This window comes from Stackebrandtia nassauensis DSM 44728 (assembly GCF_000024545.1).
Lineage (GTDB): Bacteria > Actinomycetota > Actinomycetes > Mycobacteriales > Micromonosporaceae > Stackebrandtia > Stackebrandtia nassauensis.
Genome location: NC_013947.1, coordinates 5453040 through 5474520 on the forward strand (window position 1 = coordinate 5453040; position 21481 = coordinate 5474520).

The 21481-nt window shown below is 69.5% G+C and carries 16 protein-coding genes; 11 read left to right on the top strand and 5 right to left on the bottom strand.

Translation table 11 applies throughout. From position 1 onward, the window contains the following. Positions 1-29 precede the first annotated feature (29 nt). Entirely contained in the window at positions 30-935 is a 906-nt protein-coding gene (locus SNAS_RS25375; protein WP_013020337.1) for an ABC transporter ATP-binding protein, read from the top strand. Beyond that, positions 932-2008, top strand: a complete 1077-nt coding sequence (locus SNAS_RS25380) for an ABC transporter permease (protein ID WP_013020338.1) — start codon at positions 932-934, stop codon at positions 2006-2008. The genes SNAS_RS25375 and SNAS_RS25380 overlap by 4 nt, the downstream gene beginning before the upstream one ends. On the opposite strand, the gene rsmI is transcribed toward SNAS_RS25380, so the two are convergent. Next, a complete protein-coding gene (gene rsmI / locus SNAS_RS25385) occupies positions 1989-2855 on the bottom strand; it encodes a 16S rRNA (cytidine(1402)-2'-O)-methyltransferase (RefSeq protein ID WP_013020339.1) in 867 nt (288 codons plus the stop codon). The genes SNAS_RS25380 and rsmI overlap by 20 nt on opposite strands. 200 nt (positions 2856-3055) lie before the next feature. Between rsmI and SNAS_RS25390 the strand changes: the two genes are divergently transcribed. The 3 genes from SNAS_RS25390 to SNAS_RS33245 all read left to right on the top strand — a co-directional run bounded on the left by SNAS_RS25390 (position 3056) and on the right by SNAS_RS33245 (position 5774). After that, positions 3056-3706, top strand: coding sequence for a restriction endonuclease (locus tag SNAS_RS25390; protein WP_013020340.1), 651 nt, complete (start codon positions 3056-3058; stop codon positions 3704-3706). A gap of 125 nt (positions 3707-3831) precedes the next feature. Then, the gene (locus SNAS_RS25395; RefSeq protein WP_041625172.1) at positions 3832-5034 is read left to right on the top strand and encodes a Gfo/Idh/MocA family protein; all 1203 of its coding nucleotides are present in this window, start codon (positions 3832-3834) and stop codon (positions 5032-5034) included. A gap of 167 nt (positions 5035-5201) precedes the next feature. Beyond that, entirely contained in the window at positions 5202-5774 is a 573-nt protein-coding gene (locus SNAS_RS33245; RefSeq protein WP_013020342.1) for a hypothetical protein, read from the top strand. Between the two features lie 82 nt (positions 5775-5856). Here the strand turns inward: SNAS_RS33245 and SNAS_RS33250 are convergent, their stop codons facing one another. Then, on the bottom strand, positions 5857-6435 hold the full coding sequence (locus SNAS_RS33250; protein ID WP_052305139.1) for a GNAT family N-acetyltransferase: 579 nt from the start codon (positions 6433-6435) through the stop codon (positions 5857-5859). 68 nt (positions 6436-6503) lie between these two features. Between SNAS_RS33250 and SNAS_RS25410 the strand changes: the two genes are divergently transcribed. The 4 genes from SNAS_RS25410 to SNAS_RS25425 are packed head-to-tail and all read left to right on the top strand — an operon-like array spanning position 6504 to position 12596. After that, positions 6504-7406, top strand: a complete 903-nt coding sequence (locus SNAS_RS25410; RefSeq protein ID WP_013020344.1) for a hypothetical protein — start codon at positions 6504-6506, stop codon at positions 7404-7406. After that, complete coding sequence (locus tag SNAS_RS25415; RefSeq protein WP_013020345.1) at positions 7403-8029, top strand: hypothetical protein; 627 nt, start codon at positions 7403-7405, stop codon at positions 8027-8029. Before SNAS_RS25410 ends, SNAS_RS25415 begins: the two co-directional genes overlap by 4 nt. A gap of 50 nt (positions 8030-8079) precedes the next feature. After that, the gene (locus tag SNAS_RS25420; protein WP_013020346.1) at positions 8080-10653 is read left to right on the top strand and encodes a serine/threonine-protein kinase; all 2574 of its coding nucleotides are present in this window, start codon (positions 8080-8082) and stop codon (positions 10651-10653) included. Then, positions 10650-12596: an MBL fold metallo-hydrolase gene (locus SNAS_RS25425; protein WP_041625174.1), complete on the top strand. Its 1947-nt coding sequence runs from the start codon at positions 10650-10652 to the stop codon at positions 12594-12596. Before SNAS_RS25420 ends, SNAS_RS25425 begins: the two co-directional genes overlap by 4 nt. 94 nt (positions 12597-12690) lie before the next feature. Here SNAS_RS25425 and SNAS_RS25430 read toward each other — a convergent pair whose 3' ends face one another. From SNAS_RS25430 to SNAS_RS25440, 3 genes are all read right to left on the bottom strand, one after another. Then, positions 12691-14535, bottom strand: a complete 1845-nt coding sequence (locus SNAS_RS25430) for a trypsin-like peptidase domain-containing protein (RefSeq protein WP_013020348.1) — start codon at positions 14533-14535, stop codon at positions 12691-12693. 174 nt (positions 14536-14709) lie between these two features. Beyond that, complete coding sequence (locus SNAS_RS25435) at positions 14710-16200, bottom strand: sensor histidine kinase (protein WP_013020349.1); 1491 nt, start codon at positions 16198-16200, stop codon at positions 14710-14712. Positions 16201-16205: 5 nt separating this feature from the next. Beyond that, positions 16206-16916 carry a response regulator transcription factor gene (locus tag SNAS_RS25440; protein WP_013020350.1) on the bottom strand — a complete coding sequence of 237 codons (711 nt, stop codon included), beginning with the start codon at positions 16914-16916 and terminating at the stop codon, positions 16206-16208. A gap of 264 nt (positions 16917-17180) precedes the next feature. Here SNAS_RS25440 and SNAS_RS25445 point away from each other — a divergent pair, with 264 nt between their 5' ends. After that, the gene (locus SNAS_RS25445) at positions 17181-17528 is read left to right on the top strand and encodes an STAS domain-containing protein (protein WP_013020351.1); all 348 of its coding nucleotides are present in this window, start codon (positions 17181-17183) and stop codon (positions 17526-17528) included. Positions 17529-17801: 273 nt separating this feature from the next. After that, positions 17802-21479, top strand: a complete 3678-nt coding sequence (locus SNAS_RS25450) for a multifunctional oxoglutarate decarboxylase/oxoglutarate dehydrogenase thiamine pyrophosphate-binding subunit/dihydrolipoyllysine-residue succinyltransferase subunit (RefSeq protein WP_013020352.1) — start codon at positions 17802-17804, stop codon at positions 21477-21479. The last annotated feature ends 2 nt before the right edge of the window (positions 21480-21481 follow it).

Sequence of the window (21481 nt, forward strand, 5' to 3'; positions counted from 1 at the left end):
GGTTTTCGCTCACTGTAGACTCGGCGACCATGGACGCGGCGATCATCGCGCAGGATCTGCGGAAACGGTACGGGGACCTGGCCGCGGTGGACGGGGTCTCCTTCGAGGTCGCCAGCGGCGAGTTCTTCGGCATCCTCGGCCCCAACGGGGCGGGCAAGACCACCACCGTGGAGATCGTCGAGGGGCTGCGCAAACCCGATTACGGCACCGTGAGCCTGCTGGGTGTCTCGCCCTGGCCGCACGATCGCGACCTCAGCCGCCGCGTCGGCGTCCAGTTGCAGGCCACCGCGTTCTTCGAGCGGCTGACGGCCCGCGAACAGCTGCACACCTTCGCCGACCTGTACGGGGTGGCGGCCAGCCGCGCCGACGAGATGCTGGAACAGGTGGGGCTCACCGAGAAGGCCGCGACCCGGATCGAGAAGCTGTCCGGCGGGCAAGCGCAGCGGCTGTCGATCGCCTGCGCCCTGGTGCACGATCCGGAGCTGGTGTTCCTGGACGAACCGACCGCCGCGCTGGACCCGCAGGCGCGCCGCAACCTGTGGGATCTGTTGCGGCAGGTCAACTCCGCCGGACGCACCGTCGTGCTGACGACGCACTACATGGACGAGGCCGAGTCGCTGTGCGACCGGGTGGCCATCATGGACCACGGCAAGGTGCTCAAGGTCGACACGCCCGCGAACCTGGTGCGCGACCTCAACGCCGCCACCCACATCTCCGTGTCAAGTGGACACCTGTCGGCGGAACAGGCCGCGGTCATCGCCGACGGCGTCGCCGAGGTCGACGACGACGGCATGGATCTGCGCTTCACCACCCACGAACCCTCCGCCGTGCTCACCGCGCTCGCCGAGCAGTCCGCATTGGACGGCCTGCGGGTGCGGGGGGCGACCCTGGAGGACGTCTTCCTCGAACTGACCGGACGGGAGTACCGCGCGTGAGGGGTTTCGCAAGCCTGTCCAAGGCGCTGTTCAAGGGCTTCGTGCGGGACAAGGTGTCGGTCTTCTTCACCATCGTGTTCCCGCTGATGTTCCTGGTGATCTTCGGGGCGCTGTTCTCCGACAGCGGATCCAGCTCCAGCACCATCATCCAGGTCGGCAAGGTCGAGGCCCTGGACGGCATGAAGCAGGCCGACCCCGACGCCTACGAGAAACTGTTCGACGTCACCAAGTCGAACGACCAGGACGCCGCGATCGCCGCCGTGGAACAGGGCGACGCCGACGCGGTGGTCCGCCAGGACGGCGAGGACGTCTACGTCTACTACTCGGCGGCCGACCAGACCCGCGCCGCGATCGTCCAGGCCAGCATCTCCGGCGTCGTGGACGCGGGCAACCTGCACAAACTGACGGCCGCCGCGCCGGACGTGCCGGTCGACGCGGTCAAGCCCGAGAAGGTCGAGGACGAGTCGCTGACCACGATCCAGTACCTGACGCCGGGACTGCTGGGCTGGGCGATCTCCATCTCCGGGGTCTTCGGCGCCGCCGCGACCCTCGTGGACTGGCGCAAGAACAAGATCCTGCGCCGGTTGCGGCTGGCGCCGGTGCCGATCCCCTCGGTGATCGGCGCCCGGGTCGGCGTCAGCATGGTGACCTCGATCGTGCAGATGGGGATCTTCGTCGCGGTGGCCAGCATCCCGTTCTTCGGGCTCCAGCTGACCGGCTACTGGTGGATGGCGATCCCGGTGCTGCTGGTGGGAACGCTGGCGTTCCTGTCGATCGGCATGGTCGTGGGCGCGATCGCCAAGACCGCCGAGGGCGCCAGCGGACTGGGCAACCTGATCGTGATGCCGATGGCCTTCGCGTCGGGTTCGTTCTTCCCGCTCGACCAGTCGCCGGTGTGGCTGCAGACCATCGCCAAGATCTCGCCGTTGACGTACATCAACGAGGGCCTGCTGTCGGTGATGGTGCGCGGCAACGGTCCCGCCAGCGTGCTGGCGCCGATGGGGATGCTGCTGGCCTTCACCGTCGTGTTCGCGGCGCTGGCCTGGAAACTGTTCAAATGGGACGATCTGTAGAACGCTCGGCCAGTACCGCGTCGTAGACGTCCCGTTTGGGGACGCCGTGGTCGACCGCGACCCGTTTGAGGGCCTCCTTGCGGTCGACGCCGTCGTCGACGAGGACGCGCACCGCCGCCGCCAGCGAGGCCGCGTCGGTGGCGCGGGTCGGGTTGGCGCCCGCGACGACGAGCGTGATCTCGCCGCGCGGCGGATCCTCGCGGGCACCGGCGGCGAGTTCGGCCAGACCGCCGCGCCGGATCTCCTCGTAGGTCTTGGTGAGCTCGCGGCACAGCACCGCGGCCCGGTCCCCGCCGAACGCCTCGGCCAGCGCGTCCAGGGACGCGTCGATGCGGCGCGGCGACTCGAAGAACACCAGCGTGCGACGTTCGTCCGCCAGTTCGGTGAGCCGGGTGCGGCGTTCGCCGTCCTTGCGGGGCAGGAAACCCTCGAAGCAGAACCGGTCGCTGGGCAGCCCGGAGATCGCCAGCGCCGTGGTGACGGCGCTGGGCCCCGGCACCGAGGTGACCGGGATTCCGGCGTCGACGGCGGCGCGCACCAACCGGAAACCCGGATCCGAGACGCTGGGCATGCCGCCGTCAGTGATCAACGCCACAGTCGCGCCGGTTTTCAGGCGTTCCAGCAGCTGAGGTGTGCGCTGTTTCTCATTTCCTTCGAAATACGAGGTCACAGCGCCGGAGATATCGAGCCCGAGTTCGTCGGCGAGCCGCCGCAGCCGACGGGTGTCCTCGGCGGCGATGACGTCGGCGGCCGACAGTTCCCGGCCCAGACGGACCGAGGCATCCTCTGTGTTCCCCAATGGAGCGCCGATGAGGAGCAGTTTTCCCGGTGAATCGGTATGCGACACCCGAACATTATCGCCGTCGCGGCCTTCGGCGGCGTTTCGCAGTCGGCCCTCCAGATTATCAGTTGTGGGGCAACAACTCCAGCGACCGGTCGACAATCTGACACTCGATTGTTACTCCTTGACGGGGCTCGTCATACTGATGCTTGTCGTCGCCTAGACGACACGAGCCCCGGCATTAATAGTACTCAATGGAGTCAGCGATGCGTAACCTGTCTGCCCCGGCCAAGGCTGTAATCGCGCTGGTGGGGCTGATCCTCGGCTTCGCCGTCGTCAAGTACGTATTCGCGTGGATCGCCGCGAACTGGTTCACCCTGGTGGTGGGACTCACCCTGCTTGTGGGCCTTACCGTCGGGGCGGTCCTGTTCCGCCGGCACCAGACCCAGGCCGACCGGCTCGAGAACCGGGAACTGGAACGGCATCTGGAGAGCATCGACGACATGGACCTGCCGCAGTTCGAGTCCTGGATCGGGCAGCAACTGCTCAGCCACGGCTTCCGCAAGGTGCGTTACGTGGGCCGTTCCGGGGACTTCGGCAGCAACTTCGTGGCCACCGCCCCCGCCCCCGACACACGGCGGGTCATGGTGCGCGCCAAGCCCGACGACGGCACGCTCAGCCGCCGGGGCGCCAGGCACATCCAGGCGCTGGGCGCCGACGCCCACGCCCGGTGGAAGGCCGACACGGCGATCCTGGTGACCAACGCCGACCTGCACCCCCTCAAGACCGCAGCCCGCCACGACGCCCTGGCCCAGCAGCTCGGCGTCGTGCTGGTCGACCGCCTGGAGCTGGCCGCCTGGGTGGCCGACCGCAAACCGCCAGCCGCGCTGACCGCCGCGCCAGCGGCGGCCGGATAGCACTGCGCCGCGCCAGCGGCGGCCGGATAGCCGCGCGGCCTCGGCGGCGGCTGGACAGCGTGACCTGATACCCCACCAACGCCGCCGGATAGCGATTGCCGTCCGGCGGCGCTAGCCTTCGCCAGGTGACTGATCTTCGAATTGGCGTGGCCGGTCTCGGCCTGCGCAAGACCCTGGCCGTCGAAGCCCACCGCCCCGGCTCCGGAGCCCGCGTCACCACCGTGTGCGACCCGGACCCGGCCGTCTACGACTGGGCCCGCGCCAACTTCGGCGACGACGTGCGCACCGTCGCCGACTTCGACGAACTGCTGGACGCCGACCTCGACGCCGTCCTGGTGCTCACCCCCGACCACACCCACATCGACCTGGGTGTGCGGGCGCTGACCGCCGGGGTGCCCACGTTCATGGAGAAGCCGCTGGCCACCACGATCGGCGACTGCGACACGCTGCTGGACACCGCGCACCGCACCGGCACCCGGCTGTACGTCGGCCACAACATGCGCCACATGCCGGTGATCCGCACGATGCGCGAGGTCATCGCCTCCGGCGCGATCGGCGAGGTCGAGGCGGTCTGGTGCCGCCACTTCGTCGGCCACGGCGGCGACTTCTACTACAAGGACTGGCACGCCGACCGCCGCAACACCACCGGGCTGCTGCTGCAGAAGGGCGCCCACGACATCGACGTCATTCACTGGCTCGCGGGCGCGTCGACCCGGCAGGTCACCGCCATGGGCAAGCTCAGCGTCTACAACCGCGTCACCGACCGGCAATCGGCTCCCGGCCAACGCCCCGACGACTGGTACGCCCCGGACAGCAACTGGCCGCCGCTGTCGCAGACCGGGCTGCACCCGGTCGTCGACGTGGAGGACCTGTCGATGATGCTGATGCGCCTCGACAACGGCGTGCAGGCCAGTTACCAGCAGTGCCACTACACCCCCGACTACTGGCGCAACTACACCGTCATCGGCACCGCCGGACGGCTGGAGAACTTCGGCGACACCGGCGGCAACGCCGTGGTGCGGGTGTGGAACTCCGGCCGCCGCGGCTACGACGCCGAGGGCGACCGGACCATCGAGATCCCCACGGCCACCGGCGGGCACGGAGGTGCCGACACGGCGCTCATCGACGAGTTCCTGCGGTTCGTCCGCGACGGCGGCGCCACCGACACCTCGCCGGTCGCGGCCCGCGACTCGGTCGCCGCCGGGGTAGCCGCGACGGAATCGCTGCGCGCGGGCGGGACCGCGCGCGAGGTGGCGCCGGTATCGGAGCCGCTGACCTCGTACTTCAACTCGGGGCAACCATCCCGTACCCAAAACCCGTCCGTTTAGAGAGAACAGCGGAATCGTTTCGTTACCGCGGCGTGTAATGCTCGAGGTTCGTGCCCCAGGTGGCACAAACTTGGGATGTTTGCCCACCGCACAGCCTTTAGATTCGTATCAGTAACGAACACCGGCCATCGGGGCCGCAGAGTTCTTTCACATGGAGAGGCATCACAATGAACGACTTCGCTGACGACACCTCGATGGACGACGCGGGAACTGAAGACAACCTGGACTACGACGACGTGGACCTCAACGGTGACGGCATCGCCGACCACACCATGGAGACCGACGACGGCACCTCGGTTGACGTCAACAACGACGGCACCGTGGACGGCGTCATCACCGACGACGGTTCGGCCTACTACGACAGCGACGGCAACGGGACCTTTGACCAGCACCTGGTCGACTCCAACGCCGACGGCTACGTCGACGTCGTCGAGTCCGACCTGAACGAGGACGGCCAGGTCGACCAGACCTCGTCCGACACCAACTACGACGGATTCGTCGACCAGGTTGACACCGACACCACCGGCGACGGCGTCGCCGACACCTCGACCGCCGACACCAACGGTGACGGCTTCGCGGACACCACCGCCTCCGACGCGGACCAGGACGGTGCCACCGACTCGACCTTCACCGACAACAACGGTGACGGCGTCGCCGACGACGTGACCTACACCGACTCGGAGATCGACGAGGGCGCTGGCCTGGGCAACGAGTCCGCCAACCCGTACGCGGCCAGCTAAACCACACGGACCACAACTCACCTGCCATAAAAGCTTGAGGCTCCCCCCACTGCACGGTCGCGGGGGGAGCCTCAAGTGCGTCTCAGGCGGGCGGGCAGCCGGGACAGCGCGACGCCGTGGGGCCCAGCGGGGCGTGGCACAGGATGGTGCCGGGGCCGTCGGAGACGTCGCCGGGGAAGACGAACTCGCGGGTGGCCTCGTGGAAGCCGTGTTCGAGGTGCAGATCGATGGACGCCTCGTTGCTGGAGTTGACGATGTACCAGGCCTCGTCGGCCAGCCGGGACAGCAGCTTCATCCGGTGGACGGTGAGCTGGCGGCCGACACCGCGGCGCCGGTATTCGGCGGCCACGGCCATACCGCCGAGGTAGAAACCGGGGGGCGCGACGTTGTCGGGGGCCTTGGGGGGCACTCCCACCCAGGTGACCCGGGCGTAGCCGACGATCTCGCCGTCGGGCAGGCAGGCGATCAGGACCGAGTTGCCCCGTCCGGCGGCGTGGCGCTGGGTGTCCTCGCGGGAGCTCTCCAGATCCGCTTCCCGGATGTACCGGTTCGACAGCACCGCGCAGGCCTCGAAATCCGCCTCGGATTCGGCCACCCGTATCGATATCTCCGCCGTGCTTTGTTTGTCCTTTGGGGACGGGTCGTATTCCACGTACCGCATGGGATAACACTTTAGAAGCTTCGATATCGTCATGCGTGCCAGGGAGTTGGCCGGAGAGGACTTTCGGCGTGAAGGTTCGCAAGGAATTCGATGAGGCCACGGCCGCGCACCGTGCGGCGGCCGGGCACCTGGAGCGGGCCCGCGCCCTGCTTCCCAAGCACGGCAAAGCACCGGTGACCGACCGGCAGCGCGCGCTGGTGACCCGGTTGGCCCAGGCGGCGTTGGCCGCGACGCCCGGTTGGCTGGGGCATCGGCTGACCGGTGCCATGCCCGGGGTGCCGTTGGGTGAGGCCGACGCGGCGCAGCCGTTGTCGGTGCGGGTCGGCGAGTGCCGTCTCGACGACGACCACCGGTTCCCCGCCGTGGTCAACCTGCTCGGTACCGGGCATCTGGCCGTGGACGCCGACGCCACCGATCCCCGGGCGATGTCGCTGCTGCGGTCGGTGCCGCTGCGGCTGTTGGCCGCCCGGCCGTCGGAGACCCTCAACGTCTCGTTCGTGGACTGCTGTCTGGACGGCGAGGTGTTCGCGCCGTTCGGGCCGCTGGTCGAGGCGGGGCTGGCTCCGGAGGTCGCCACCGGCGAGATCGGGCTGGCCGGGGTACTCGACACCGCCGAGGCGCACCTGGACCACGCCCGCCGACGCGGGGGCGCCGCCGCCGACCTGCCGGAACGGCTGGTCGTGATCGCGGGGCTGCCGCCGGAACCGGGCGCGGTGACGGCGCGGCTGGCGAACCTGATCGCGTCCGGCCCCGAGGCGCGACTGCACCTGGTCCTCGCCGACGCGCGCGTCCGGCCGAACCGCTCGGGCACCCGCACCACGCATGTCAGCCTGTCCGGCGACCGCGCCACCGTCGCGGGGATTCCGCTGCCGGTGCGCGTCGACGCCGAACCCGAGCCTGAACTCATCACCGAACTGTGCGGCAGGCTCGCCGCCAACCGGCAGTGGGTCATTGAGGACGATCTGACGTGAGCACCATCGACTACGAGCGGCTGCTGACCGAGCTGACCGAGGCCCGCGCCGAGACGGCCGGGACGGTGGACACCGCCTGGAAGGAGACCGCCGATCGCATCGAGCGGCTGGAGGACCGGCTGCTGGTGCAGCAGGCGGAGTTGCTGAAGCTGGCGACGACCCTGCACTTCAAGGCGCCGCCGCTGCGTCCCACGCCCGAGGACATCGGCACCGCCCGCGAGCCTGAGTCCGCGTGCCGCTCCTGCGAACGCGAGGCCGACTCCGCCGACGCGGCGGCGCAGCGGGCGCTGTCGCTGGCGCGGATGCCGTCCTTCCTGCCGAACCAGCGGCCCCTGGTGCGGCACCTGACGATCTACCTGCTGTGCGCGCTGGGCGCGGTGGCGGTGGAGTGCCTGGCGGTGGCCTCGCAGGGGTTCGTGAAGGCGTCGTGGATCTTCGCCGCCGCGCCGCTGGCGGCCTTCGCGGTCGGGTACGTCGTCATCGGCAGCGTCGGACGGCCCCGGGTGCTGCCGGAGTCCAAGCGGGCCCGGCGCGCGCTGCTGCCCACCCGCGATCCGAAGCCCGGGCTCATGCTGTGCCTGATCGCCAGCGTGGTGACAGCGGCGGCGTTCCTCCTGTCTTAACCTCTGCGCATACACTTGCGCCGTTCGGCGGCGGAAAGAGGTGGACGACGATGAGAGCTTCCGGGCCGCGTAGCGCCCGCGCCAAGCGGCGTTCCCAGTCCCGTCATCACGTGGCCGAGCACGCGCCCAGGCCGGACGGCTGGCCCGACGGCGAGCTCCTCGCCGAGACCCTCGACCTCAACCCGCTGGCCCGCACCCTCCTGGAGGAGATGAAGCCGGAGGTGATGCGGACGATCCTGCAGCGTCTGGACGTGCAGGTTCGCAAGGCGATGCTGGAGCCGCACAACATCCCGGTCACGAAGGTGAGCCTGCGGGCGGCCAGCCAGGTGCTGACGCTGCTGCGAGCCGAGGACAAGCCCGCCGAGTCGATGCTGCTGGGCGGGTTGCTGGCACCGGCGGCCGACCTGTTCAACGACGCGACCGTCGGGCGGACGCAGTGGACCGGGCTGCGGTTGAAGCTGGTGGACCTGGCGCTGCCGCTGATCGTCAACAGCGAGTCGACGTTTCGGGGACTGCGGACCTGGCACCGCTGGTGCGAGGACTCCTTTGAGGACATCACCCTGGTGGCGGTGATCGGGCAGCACTGTTCGCACGCCGGACTGGCCGCCGCCTATCTGGCGCACAGCTATCCCGAGATCAAGCAGCGGTACGAGAGCCTGCGGGCCCAGTACCCGCGACTGCCGGAGGTCTTCGACTCCCGGCTCACCTCCTCCAACCCGCTGAGCCGGTACCTGGCGGCGCGTCCGGACCGCAAACTGCCCAACACCGCCGCCGAACTGCGGATGCTGCTGCGCGAGGACAACCGGGTCCGGCAGGCCGAGATCGAGCAGATGCGGCGGCAGCGCGCCAAGGCCGCCGCGGAGCGGGAACGGCTGGTGCGGCAGCGCGAGGACGCGCTGACCCGCCACGTCGAGGTGACCGAGGAGCCGCGCCCCACGGTGGCCCGGCCCGATCCATTGACCACCCCCAGTGATCCGGGCCTGGCGGCGCTGCCGAGTGTCGCCGAGTGGGCGGCGGCCGTCACCGACAGCCGAGCGCTGACGCAGCGGATCATCAACGGCGAACCCCCGAGCATCACCGAGCTGCGCTCCATCGTCGACCTGAGTCTGCGGTTGCGCAACATGGCCACCGTCGCGGCCCGGGTACTGGGCGAGGAGGTCAAACCCAACCGCAGCGACATCGACCGGGCCCTGACGGTGATCCTGTCGGATGCGGAACTGTCGGCGAAGCTGGGGACGGTGCCGCAGACCGTCGCGGACGTGACGGCGGCGCTGGAACGGCTGGAGCCGGTGCCGGGTGAGCGGGCCGAGGCGCCGCGCACCGGGTCGGTCCCGGCTGAGGCGCCGGAAACGGCCAGCCCGTCGGCGGAGCTGGCGGCGGCGAGGTCGGCCGCCGCGACCGGGCGCCCCGAGACCGTCGTGACGACCGAACCGGACAAGGCCGCCTCCGACCCGTCCGATCTGTCCGATCTGGACTCGATTCTGCACGGCGAGGCCGGTGCCCGGCTGGTCGCGCTGGCCGGGACGGCCAAGCACGCGCCCGTCCGGGAGTCGTCGGCCTCGCGCGCCGAGGACGACGAACCCGACCCGACGGACGACGAGGACGACGAACAGCCCGCGATCCCATCGCGGCAAGCCGGAACCGCCACGGCGGCAACGGTTTCCGCCGAAGCGCCGCCCGAGGACCCCGAGGCCGCCGAACTGGAACATCGGCTGGTCACCGCCGCCAGCTGGGCCCGGCACCCCGGCGGCGCGATGAGCGAGGACTACGCCGCCACCCTGTCCCGTTTGGACGTCGCCGCGCACCTCGACCCCGATCCGCGTCGCCGTCTGGTCGTGGCCGCCAGCGCGCTGCCCATGGCGCTGCTCGACCCCGCCAGCGGCGCGACCAAGCTGCTGGACATCGAGGTCCCCGAGTTGGCCGACTGGCCGCACCTGGTGTCGCTGCGCCGCCTCATCGGCGAGTTCACCCGCAACGGCGGTTCGCTGTACGCCCCGGACCTGCAGTTGCAGGCACTGCTGTCGTACCGGTTGTCGAAGATCCGCTACCGCGCCCGGCAGATCCGCGAGACCGCCGGAACCCGCACCCTCAAGTACGACAAGGCGACCAAGGTCTACCGCGCCTGGTTCACACCCGGCGGCCGGTTGCGTCCGCTGCTGGACTGCCTGGAGAGCACCGAGTTCAGCAAACTCCAGGTGCTCGTGGACGACGCGGCGAAGGTCGGGGCGGTGCGCTCCATCAACGAGACGCTGTCGGAACTGTTCGACAAGGGCAAGCCCCGCATCGTGGCCGGGGCCCGGCAGAGCCTGGTCGACTCCTACGACGAGGTGGTCAACCTCGGCACCAGCACGCTGGCCGTCCACCGCACCATCGTCGACCGCGCCAACGCCCAGCACGACGCCCACCGCCGGTTCCAGCGCGCCACCGACTTCGGCGACCAGGTCGAGAAGCTGCGCGAGGGCGTCAGCGCGGAACTGGAGGGCCCGCACCCGCCGCCGCGTGCGGTGTGGCTGCTGGTGAACCGGGCGCTGGGTTTCCAGCACCACATCCACCCGCTGACCGGCCCGGAACCGTCGATCGAGTGGGTGCTCGACCACGCCGACTCACCGGACGACGCGGCATGAACGAGGCCGACGACCTGGGACTGCCCGCCGGGGTGCGGCTGGTTCTGGCCGCCACCGCCAGGATCGCGACGGCCAGAATGGACGATGAGGTCGATCCGGCGCGGCTCGCGGCCAGCATCGACGGTGCCCGCAGTCTGTTGCCGCTGCTGAGCGGTTCGGCGGGACTGCGGCGGCTGCTGCGCGACCAGCTGGGCGGCGGGCGGGAACCGTTGGCCGCCGAACTGCTGTCGCCCGACGCCGAGGTGTCCGAGCGGGCCTGCGCGGCGGTGGGCAAGCTGCTGGACGCGGCCCGGCGGGCGAACCGCCGCGCGCTGCGGGCACAGCGCCGGGCGGCGAGGCCCGACGCCGACACCAAACGCACCGCGCGACTGGAGCAGCGCATCACCCAGCTGCGGGCGGTGCGGGACCGGCTCGACGGCCAGGTGTCCACACTGTCGGCCGAGAACGCCGAACTACGGTCCACCATCGACAATCTGGACGGCGAACTCGAACAGCTGCGGCGGCACCTCGACGTGGCCTACGCCCGGATGGACCGGGTCCAGACCGAACGCGACGAGGCGCTGCGGCAGGCCGAGCGCGCCGCGCCGCGGGTCAGCGTGGGCGCCGACCTGTCGGTGTCGGTGCGGGTGCTGGGCGGCGGCACCGAGATCGGCGGTTCCTGCGTGCTGATCACCGGCGGCGGCACCCGGCTGCTCGTCGACGCCGGAACCCGTCCCTCCGGTGTGGACGAGGACTCGCTGGCCCCCGCCGACATCGCCGAGGTGTACGCCGAACCCCCGGACGCCATTGTGGTCACCCATGCGCACAACGACCACGCGGGCTGGGTTCCGGCGCTGGTCAACCGGTTCCCGAACCTGCCGGTGTTCGCCTCCACGGCCACCTGCGACCTGCTGGGCACCATGTGGGCGGACTCGGCGAAGGTGCTGGCGTTCAAGGCCGACACCGACGAGTCCTGGGCGGGCGGACCGCTGCCGCCCTACAAGCAGTCCGACGTGGACGCGGCGGTGGCGGCGCTGATCGACGTGCCGGTGGGGCATCCGCGCCGGGTCGGGGCGCTGTCCTTCGAGCTGTTCGACGCTGGGCACATCATCGGCGCCACCGGCGTGGTCGTGACCGCCGGGGACCAGCGCGTCGTCGTGTCGGGCGACGTGTCCGGTCCGGGCCAGCTGAGCGTCGGTGGCCTGCACCTGCCGGACGCAGGCGTAGGCGCCGACCTGCTGCTACTGGAATCGACCTACGCCGGGGCCGGGAAACTGCCGCCCCGCGAGGCGGTCATCGACCAGTTCGTCTCCGATGTGGACCGGATCCTGGGTGCCGGTGGCCGGGTGCTGGTGCCCGCGTTCGCGCTCGGCCGGGCCCAGGAGATCGCGCTGATCTGCGGCCGTCACCTGCCCGACGCCGAGGTCCTGGTCGACGGTATGGCCCGCGACCTCAGCCACGCGTACCGCCGCCACGACGGCCCGGACGGCGAACGCGTGCAGGTGTTCTCGGGCCGGGTCCGCCCGGTGGAGCCGGGCCGCACCCGCCGCGAGATCGCCGACAAACGGCCCTGCGTCGTGGTGGCCACTTCGGGGATGCTCTCCGGCGGCCCCGCCGTCGGTTGGGCCCGCGAGATCCTCACCGAACCCGAGTCGGGCCTGATGGTGGTCGGTTACCAGGACGCCGACAGTCCGGGCTCCCGGCTGCTGGGTCTGGCCGCCGCCGGTGGCGGCCGGTTCGACCTGCCCGGCATGAACGAACCGATCGAGGTCTCGGCCCACATCGGCAACTACCGGCTGGGGGCGCACGCCTCCGAGGACGATCTGGTCAAGATCGCCGCCGAGGCCCGGCCGCAGACCCTGATGCTGGTGCACGGCCGTCTGGCGGCCCAGCGCCGCTTCGCCGACCGGCTGCGACTGCGGCAGCAGAAGGTCATCCTCGCCGACCGCCCCTGGTCGTCCTGACCGCGAAACCCGTACACAAAAATACGGTGGGGTGGACCGGTTTGCCCGAACCGGTCCACCCCACACCCCTTGTGGAGAGAACTAGAGAAAAGTCTCAGTCACCCGATGTCGAACCGAGTTCCGCCGATGTGGAGTCACTCTTGCCGCTGCGGGTGTATTCGATGTCTACTTTGGTGCCCGGCTTGGCGCCCTGGACGACGGCGCCCACATCGGACGCCCCGCCGACCTTCTCACCGTCGATGGAGGTGATGACGTCGCCGCGCTTCAGGCCCGCCTTGTCGGCGGGGCTGCCGTCCTCGACCTTGTTGACGACGGCGCCCTCGGAGCCCTCGACGTTGTCGACGACGCTCACGCCCAGGTAGCCGTGTTCGATGTCGCCGCCGTCGATGAGCTGGTCCACCGTGGAGGAGACCGTGTCGGACGGGATCGCGAACCCAAGACCGACGCTCCCCTCCGATGAGCCGGTCGTGGCGATCACGGTGTTGATGCCGATCAGTTCGCCCTTGCCGTTGACCAGCGCGCCGCCGGAGTTACCCGGGTTGATGGCCGCGTCGGTCTGGATCAGGCCGTTGAGTGTGGTGGCGTTGCCGCCCTGCTCGCCGCCCCCGGCTTGCACGGTGCGGTTCAGCGCCGAGACGATGCCCGAGGTCACCGAGCCGTCCAGGCCCAGCGGCGAGCCGATCGCCAGCACGGTGTCGCCGACGTCCAGCGCCCCGGAGTCGCCCAGTTTGATCGGGGTCAGGTTGTCGACGTCGTCGACCTTGATGACCGCGAGGTCACCGGCCGGGTCGGTGCCCACGACGCTGGCCTGCGAGGTGGTGCCGTCGGCGAAGGTCACCTCGAGCTTGCCGCCCGAGGCGGTCTCGGCGACGTGGTTGTTGGTGATGATGTGGCCCTTGTCGTCGTAGACGACGCCCGAGCCGCCGGCGTTCTCGGTGGCGATGGACACCACCGACGGCTGCACCTTCTTGGCGATGTCGGAGATGGTGTCGCCGTTGGCGACCTGCTCCGAGGGCGAGGACGAGTCGCCGCCCCCGCCGAGTCCCGCCAGCGCGAACCCGGCCACACCGCCCGCCGTCCCCGCGCCCAGCGCGAGCACCAGGGCGGCGGCGACCAGCGCGGGCGCCTTGCTCTTCTTCTTCGGCGGCGCCATCGCGGGGCCCCCGAAGGGTTGCCCGGCGGGGCCTCCCACCGGGATCGGGCCCGTCGGCGGTCCCGCGGGCGGCGGCGCGCCCGGCGCGGCGAACGAGCTGGTCGGCGGCGCTCCCGGCGGCGGTGGCGTCAGGCCCGGCGGCATCGGCGGCCGCTGCCCGGGTCCCTGCGGCGGTCGCGGCCCGGCGGCGGGACCGGACGCGGCGGCCAGTGTGGCGGGTTCGGTGCCGGTCGGGGTCTGCGGTGGCTTGTTCTCGGCCGTGCCCAGCGACGGCTCGACGGCCCCCGACCGCGGCGTCAGCCCCGGCGGCGGCGCGGACGGCTGGCCGTCGCCCGCGCCGGGCTCGGCAGGTGCCGATGCCGCCCCGGCATCGAACCCGGCCGGAGACGGCGTGGCCAGTGTGGCCGGTTCAGGCGCGGCGGCCTGGGACGGCTCGGGCCAGTGCGGCGCCAGGCTCTCGCCCGCGCCCGGCTCGGCCGAGGAGTCGCTTGTGGCCCCCGCCTGCGGCTCAGCCGAAGCGGCAGCCGAGCGGTCGGCGTCGGCTCCGGCCCCCACGTGCGGCTCGCCGGCGGTGGCCGACGGGCTCACGTCGCCGCCAGCGGCGGCCAGCGCCGAGTCGGCCTCAGTGGACGTTTGGTGCGCGTCGGCCGTGGCAGCGGCGGACGGCTGTTGCGGCGTCGGCTCAGCGCCGGACGCGGCCGACTCGGAGTCGGACAGTGGCGGCACCGGCCGGGACGAGGCGTCGTCCGGCTTCGATGCGGAGGGATCACTGTGATGATCGTTCATGTGTTACAGGATGGGCCGCCAGACTTCGGGGCCGCTGGGGAATGGCTAAGAGTTTCCTGTGCGTTTGGGCGGTCAACCCGGCGTCACGCAGCGAGTTCGCGCCCGTGTTCGACGGGCAGGAACATGCCGGGAAGTGTCCCGAATGGTGGGACGAACGCGGAGGTCGCGAGCCGTCTAGACGGTCTCGGAGCTGTCGGCGTCGGGGATCTCGTGCTCGGCGCTCACGTCTGGATCCAGCGCCAGCCGGACGGTGAACTTCGCGCCCTCGCCAGGTTTCGACCACACGGACACCTCGCCGTTGTGGGCGTCGACCAGCGCCGCCACGATGGCCAGCCCCAGTCCGGTGCCACCGGCGTTGCGCGAGCGCGCCTTGTCGGCCCGGTAGAACCGCTCGAAGACCCGCTCCACCTGTTCCTCGGTCATGCCGGGACCGTCGTCGACGACCTCCAGCTCGACGTGGGTGTCGTCGGACCGCAGCCGCACCTCGATCTGCGACTCCGGCGGGGTGTAGCGCAACGCGTTGGAGACCAGATTGGACAGCACCTGCCGCAGGCTCAGTTCGTCACCGCGCACCAGGAACGGACCACCCTGTGTGGACAGTTCGATATGGCGACCGTGCGCGGTCACCTCGGCGGCGGTGACGGTGTCCACCGAGATCGTCAGCAGATCCACCTGGGCGTCCCGGAACGGACGCTCGGCGTCCAGCCGGGCCAGCAGCAACAGGTCCTCCACCAGCAGGCCCATCCGGGTGGCCTCGTCCTCGATGCGCCGCATCAGACCGGCGACCTCGACGGGGTCGACGTCGGCGCGCTGCCGGTACAGCTCGGCGAAGCCCCGCACCGTCGTCAGTGGAGTCCGCAGTTCGTGGCTGGCGTCGGCGACGAAACGCCGCATCCGTTCCTCGGACTCCAGCGCCCGCTTCTCGGATTTCTCGCGCGCCTCCAAGGCCGTCTCGATGCGGCTCAGCATCTGGTTGAAGACCCGCCCGAGCCGTCCGGCCTCGGTGCGGGGATCCCGTTCGGGAACCCGCTGGCTGAGATCACCTCCCGCGATCGCGGTGGCGGTGTGCTCCATCTCCTTGAGCGGGTAGAGACTGGCCCGCACCAGCGCGACCCCCACGGCCGCCAGCGCCGCCAGCACCCCGGCACCTACGAGCAGGTCGATCCACAGTAGCCGGGCGACGGTGTTGTCGACGTCCACAAGGGGCGTGCCGACGACGACGTAGCCCTTCTCGTTGGTGGTCTCGATCGTGGCCTCGCGCACCAGCAGTCGCCAGCGCTTCTTGTCGTCCTGCGCGGTGACGGTGTGCGAACCCTCCCCCAGCTTCACGACGTCGTCGTAGTCCAGTTTGGGCGCGTTGAGGTCCTGCCGCCCCATGAACTCCTCGATGCTGCGGAACGAGAAGTAGAAGACGTAGTTGGTGGTCTTGGAGTCCGGGGGCACCGCGTTCATCTTCGACGCGACCACCTCGTCCAGCCCCTCGCGGCTGAACTGCTTGTTCAGGTTCTCGTCGACCTGCGTCGTCATGTAGCTCTGCAACGCGGTCACGTTCGCGAAACTCACGAGCACCAGCGCACCGGTCACCAGCAGCAGGACGGCGGCGACCAGCCGCACCCGCAGCGGTGTGCGCTCCCACCACTGGTGGTACCTGGTGGCGATGCTCATCCGGCTCACGACGGTGTTCTCAGCACGTAGCCGATGCCGCGCAGCGTCTGGATCAGCCGCGGCTCGGTGTTGTCGATCTTGCGCCTCAAATACGACACATAGGACTCCACAATGCCGTCATCTCCCCGAAAGTCGTAGCGCCACACGTGGTCCAGGATCTGTGCCTTGGACAGCACCCGGCCCGCGTTGACCATGAAGTACCGCAGCAGCTTGAACTCCGTGGGCGACAGCTGCACCGAGTTGCCGCCCCGCCAGACCTCGTGGGTCTCCTCGTCCAGCTCCAGGTCGGCGTACTGCAACCGCGGTGGTGGCGGCGCGTCCCCCTTGCTGCGCCGCAGCACCGCGCGGATCCGCGCGATCACCTCTTCGAGACTGAACGGCTTGGTCACGTAGTCGTCCCCGCCCAGCGTCAGGCCGCGCACCTTGTCCTCGAGGGCGTCCCGCGCCGTCAAGTACACAATGGGCGTCCGATCCGAGCCGGACCGGATCCGGCGCGCCACCTCGAAACCGTCGAAGTCGGGCAGCATCACATCCAGCACGACCAGGTCCGGGCGGTGCCGCGCCACCGCGCGCACCGCCTCCTCGCCGCCCTCGGCCCGGTGAACGGTGAACCCCGCGTACCCCAGGCTCGTGGCCAGCAGCTCACAGATGTTCGGATCATCCTCGACGACCAGCAGCGTCGCCTCGCCCTCCCGATCTTCTTCCGTTACCGCCATGGGTCCATCCTCCGTCGTGAGCCTTGCGTTCGCACTGAGTATCTCCTGGGAAGATCCTGGGAATTTTCCGCTCCCATACCGACGTCACCTGCAATTCCTTTGATCGGAAGGGTGTGATCCGCGCGTTTGTGTTCATCGCGCTACCCGCCGCCGGTTTCGATCGGATAGGCTGAAACTCCCCGCCCGGGTGCCTCCCGCATCCGTGTCGCGTGGGCCACCAGGCCCGATCAAGGGCACCGACTACCGACCTCAATGAGGGCGCAGATGACGCTGTCGATCAAGACCGGTCCGACTGCGGACGGCGGTATGGTTCTGACGCTGGATGGTGAGGTGGACTACGCCACCGCACCACAGATCCGGGAAAAGATCTCCCAGGTGCTTCGCGCCGACGATGTCGCCTACATCAAGGTGGATGTCGCCAAGGTCACCGTCCTGGATTCAACCGGCATCGGAACCCTCGTTGTCGCATACCGCATCGCGCGGGACGTTGACGTACCCGTCTTCGTCACCAACCCCACCAAGTTCATCAAACGATTGTTCGCGGTCGTGGGTGCTCAAGAGCTTCTTGAGGAGCCCACGGACGCGTTCGCTGCTACCACCGGCAACGTCTGAACACGAACTTCTGGGTTAACAATCGGGCCAACGCCCATTTGAGAATCATCAACGCATAGGCGACGTCCGGCAGTGGTGTCCACATCACTTCCGGGCGTCGCCTCGTGTCGTGTGCCCACCGTGTGGCGAACCACCCGATGATGTTCCACACGCGTACCACCACCCGCGCAGGTAGGCATGGTGGTCGGGTGTGCCAACCAGCGTGCCGACGCGTAGTCTTAGCGATCGGGAAATTACGTTCATCCGGTGCCACAGAAGAGGCGATCAAAGGCCGTGTCGACTCAAGACCGCAACGCGACCAGTAAGTCCAACCCACTCTCGGAGTTCGGGCCGAACGAGTGGATCGTCGAAGACATGTATCAGCGATATCTCGCCGATCCGTCCAGTGTCGAGTCCACCTGGCACGAGTTCTTCGACGGTTATCAACCGCACTCGGCCGATACCGCGGCCGCCGCCGAGACCAAGACCGAGGCCAAGCCGCAGTCCGCCCCAAAGACCGCGGAAACCGCCGACGCCAAGCCAGCGGCCAAACCCGCCGCGCAGGCCAGCCCCTCCAAGCCCGCCGCCAAGGCCGACACCCCGCTGGCCGCCGACGCACAGAGCAAGCCGCTGCGCGGCGTCGCCGCCAAGGTCGCCGAGAACATGGACGTCTCGCTGGAGATCCCCACCGCGACAAGTGTTCGCGCGATCCCCGCGAAGCTGCTGTCCGACAACCGCATCGTCATCAACAACCACCTGCGTCGCGGTCGCGGCGGCAAGGTCAGCTTCACCCACATGATCGGCTACGCGCTGGTCAAGGCGCTGGCCAGCCACCCGGAGATGAACAACTCCTACGGCGTCGTCAACGGCAAGCCGACCATGGTCAGCCCCGCCGCGGTCAACCTGGGCCTGGCCATCGACCTGAAGAAGGACGACGGCTCGCGCACCCTCGTGGTGCCCAGCATCAAGGGCTGCCAGGACATGGACTTCCGGCAGTTCTGGCAGGCCTATGAGGACATCGTCCGCAAGGCCCGCAACAACAAACTGACCATGGAGGACTACGGCGGCACCACGCTGACGCTGACCAACCCCGGCGGCATCGGCACCGTCCACTCGATACCGCGGCTGATGCGCGGCCAGGGCACCATCATCGGTGTCGGCGCCATGGAGTACCCGGCCGAGTACTCCGGCGCCTCGGACGAGACCATCGCCCGGCTCGGTGTCTCCAAGGCGATCACCGTCACCTCCACCTACGACCACCGCGTCATCCAGGGCGCGCAGTCCGGCGAGTTCCTCAAGCGGGTGCACGAACTGCTGCTGGGCGCCGACGGCTTCTTCGACGACGTCTTCACCTCGCTGCGGGTCCCCTACGAGCCGGTGCGCTGGGTGCGCGACGTCGCCCACACCTCCGAGGGCCAGATCGACAAGGCCGCCCGGGTCATCGAACTGATCCACGCCTACCGGGTGCGCGGCCACCTCATGGCCGACACCGACCCGCTGGAGTTCAAGATCCGGCGCCACCCCGACCTGGACATCCTCGAACACGGCCTGACCCTGTGGGACCTGGACCGGGCGTTCCCGGTCGGCGGTTTCGCGGGCAAGTCCACGATGAAGCTGCGCGACATCCTCGGGGTGCTGCGCGAGTCGTACTGTCGCCGCGTCGGCATCGAGTACATGCACATCCAGGAACCCGAGGAGCGGGCCTGGATCCAGCAGCGGGTGGAACGGCCCTACGAGAAGCCCGACATCGAGGAACAGAAGCACATCCTGGGACGGCTCAATGTCTCCGAGGCCTTCGAGACCTTCCTGGGCACCAAGTACGTCGGCCAGAAGCGGTTCTCGCTGGAGGGCGGCGAATCGCTGATCCCGCTGCTGGACGAGGTGCTGTCCAACGCGGCGCGCGACAGCCTCGACGAGGTCGTCATCGGCATGGCCCACCGCGGCCGCCTCAACGTGCTGTCCAACATCGTCGGCAAGCCGCCGGAGAAGATCTTCAGCGAGTTCGAGGGCGCCATGGACCCCAAGTCGGTCCAGGGTTCCGGCGACGTCAAGTACCACCTGGGCATGACCGGCAAGTTCACCACCTCCGACGGCGAACACGCCACGACGGTGTCGGTGGCGGCCAACCCGTCCCACCTGGAGGCCGTGGACCCGGTGCTGGAGGGCATCGTCCGCGCCAAGCAGGACCGCCTCGACCTGGGCCTTGAGGGCTACACCGTGCTGCCGCTGATGGTGCACGGTGACGCGGCCTTCGCCGGTCAGGGCGTCGTCGCCGAGACGCTGAACCTGTCGCAGCTGCGCGGGTACCGCACCGGTGGCACCGTCCACGTCATCATCAACAACCAGGTCGGCTTCACCACCGCGCCGGAGTACTCGCGTTCCTCGCTGTACTCCACCGACGTGGCCCGGATGATCCAGGCGCCGATCTTCCACGTCAACGGCGACGACCCCGAAGCCGTCGTGCGGGTCGCCAAACTGGCCTTCGAGTACCGGCAGGCGTTCAACAAGGACGTCGTCGTCGACATGATCTGCTACCGCCGCCGGGGCCACAACGAGGGCGACGACCCCTCGATGACCAACCCGCTGATGTACCAGATCATCGACGCCAAGCGCTCGGTCCGCAAGCTGTACACCGAGGCCCTCATCGGCCGCGGCGACATCTCGCTGGCCGACGCCGAAGAGGCGCTGAAGGACTACCACGACCAGCTGGAGCGGGTCTTCAAGGCCACCAAGGAATCGGTGTCGGCCAGTGGCCAGCCGGTCCGCCAGCGCGCCGCCGAGCCCGAGGCCACCGTCGACACCACCGTCAGCGCCGAGCTGATCGCGCGCATCGGCAAGGCCCACACCGACGTCCCCGAGGGCTTCACCCCGCACAAGCGGGTGCGGCAGCTCCTCGAACGCCGCGAACAGATGTCCACCCAGGGCGGCATCGACTGGGCCTTCGGTGAACTGCTGGCCGTCGGCTCGCTGCTCAACCAGGGCGTATCGGTCCGGATGTCCGGTCAGGACACCCGACGCGGCACCTTCGTGCAGCGCCACTCGGTGGTCGTCGACCACAACAACGAGCGCGAGTACACCCCGGTCGCCCAGGTCGCCGACAACGGCGCCCGCTTCTGGGTCTACGACTCCCTGCTCAGCGAGTACGCCGCGATGGGCTTCGAGTACGGCTACTCGGTCGAGAACCCCGACGCGCTGGTGATGTGGGAGGCCCAGTTCGGCGACTTCGCCAACGGCGCCCAGTCGGTCGTCGACGAGTTCATCTCCTCGGGCGAAGCCAAGTGGGGCCAGCGTTCCGGCGTGACCCTGCTGCTGCCGCACGGCCACGAGGGCGCGGGCCCGGACCACACCTCCGGCCGCCCGGAGCGGTACCTGCAGCTGTGCGCCGAGGACAACATGCGCATCGCCAACGTCACGACCCCGGCGAACTACTTCCACCTGCTGCGGCGCCAAGCGCTGTCGCCCAAGAAGAAGCCGCTGGTCGTCTTCACGCCGAAGTTCCTGCTGCGCTACAAGCACTGCGTGTCGGGCATCGAGGAGTTCACCTCGGGCGGCTTCCGTCCGGTGCTGACCGACCCGCTGGTCGACTCCGGGCAGCTTCCCGCCGCGAACGTGCGCCGCGTCCTGCTGTGCTCGGGCAAGATGTACTACCACCTGGCCGACGCCCGGGAGCTGAACGGCAACACCGACACGGCGATCATCCGCCTGGAGCAGCTCTTCCCGCTCCCGGTGGACGAGCTCAAGGCGGCGCTGGCACCGTTCACGGGCGCCTCCGAGCACGCCTGGGTCCAGGAGGAACCGGCCAACCAGGGTGCCTGGTCGTTCATCGCCCTGAACCTGCTCGAGCACCTGGACGGCATCAGCCTGCGTCGCCTCTCGCGTCCGGCCGCCGCCGCCCCCTCGGTGGGTGTCAAGAAGGTCCACGACGTCGAGCAGCAGGCCCTGCTGGACGTCGCGATCCCGCCGAAGAAGTAGCG

Excerpts from the sequence above, each read along its gene's own strand:
- SNAS_RS25425 (WP_041625174.1), top strand. The coding sequence starts at position 10,650 with ATGAACGAGGCCGACGACCTGGGACTGCCCGCCGGGGTGCGGCTGGTT.
- SNAS_RS33250 (WP_052305139.1), bottom strand. The coding sequence starts at position 6,435 with ATGCGGTACGTGGAATACGACCCGTCCCCAAAGGACAAACAAAGCACG.
- SNAS_RS25435 (WP_013020349.1), bottom strand. The coding sequence starts at position 16,200 with ATGAGCATCGCCACCAGGTACCACCAGTGGTGGGAGCGCACACCGCTG.
- SNAS_RS25430 (WP_013020348.1), bottom strand. The coding sequence starts at position 14,535 with ATGAACGATCATCACAGTGATCCCTCCGCATCGAAGCCGGACGACGCC.
- SNAS_RS25420 (WP_013020346.1), top strand. The coding sequence starts at position 8,080 with ATGAGAGCTTCCGGGCCGCGTAGCGCCCGCGCCAAGCGGCGTTCCCAG.
- SNAS_RS25440 (WP_013020350.1), bottom strand. The coding sequence starts at position 16,916 with ATGGCGGTAACGGAAGAAGATCGGGAGGGCGAGGCGACGCTGCTGGTC.
- SNAS_RS33245 (WP_013020342.1), top strand. The coding sequence starts at position 5,202 with ATGAACGACTTCGCTGACGACACCTCGATGGACGACGCGGGAACTGAA.
- SNAS_RS25390 (WP_013020340.1), top strand. The coding sequence starts at position 3,056 with ATGCGTAACCTGTCTGCCCCGGCCAAGGCTGTAATCGCGCTGGTGGGG.
- SNAS_RS25445 (WP_013020351.1), top strand. The coding sequence starts at position 17,181 with ATGACGCTGTCGATCAAGACCGGTCCGACTGCGGACGGCGGTATGGTT.
- SNAS_RS25375 (WP_013020337.1), top strand. The coding sequence starts at position 30 with ATGGACGCGGCGATCATCGCGCAGGATCTGCGGAAACGGTACGGGGAC.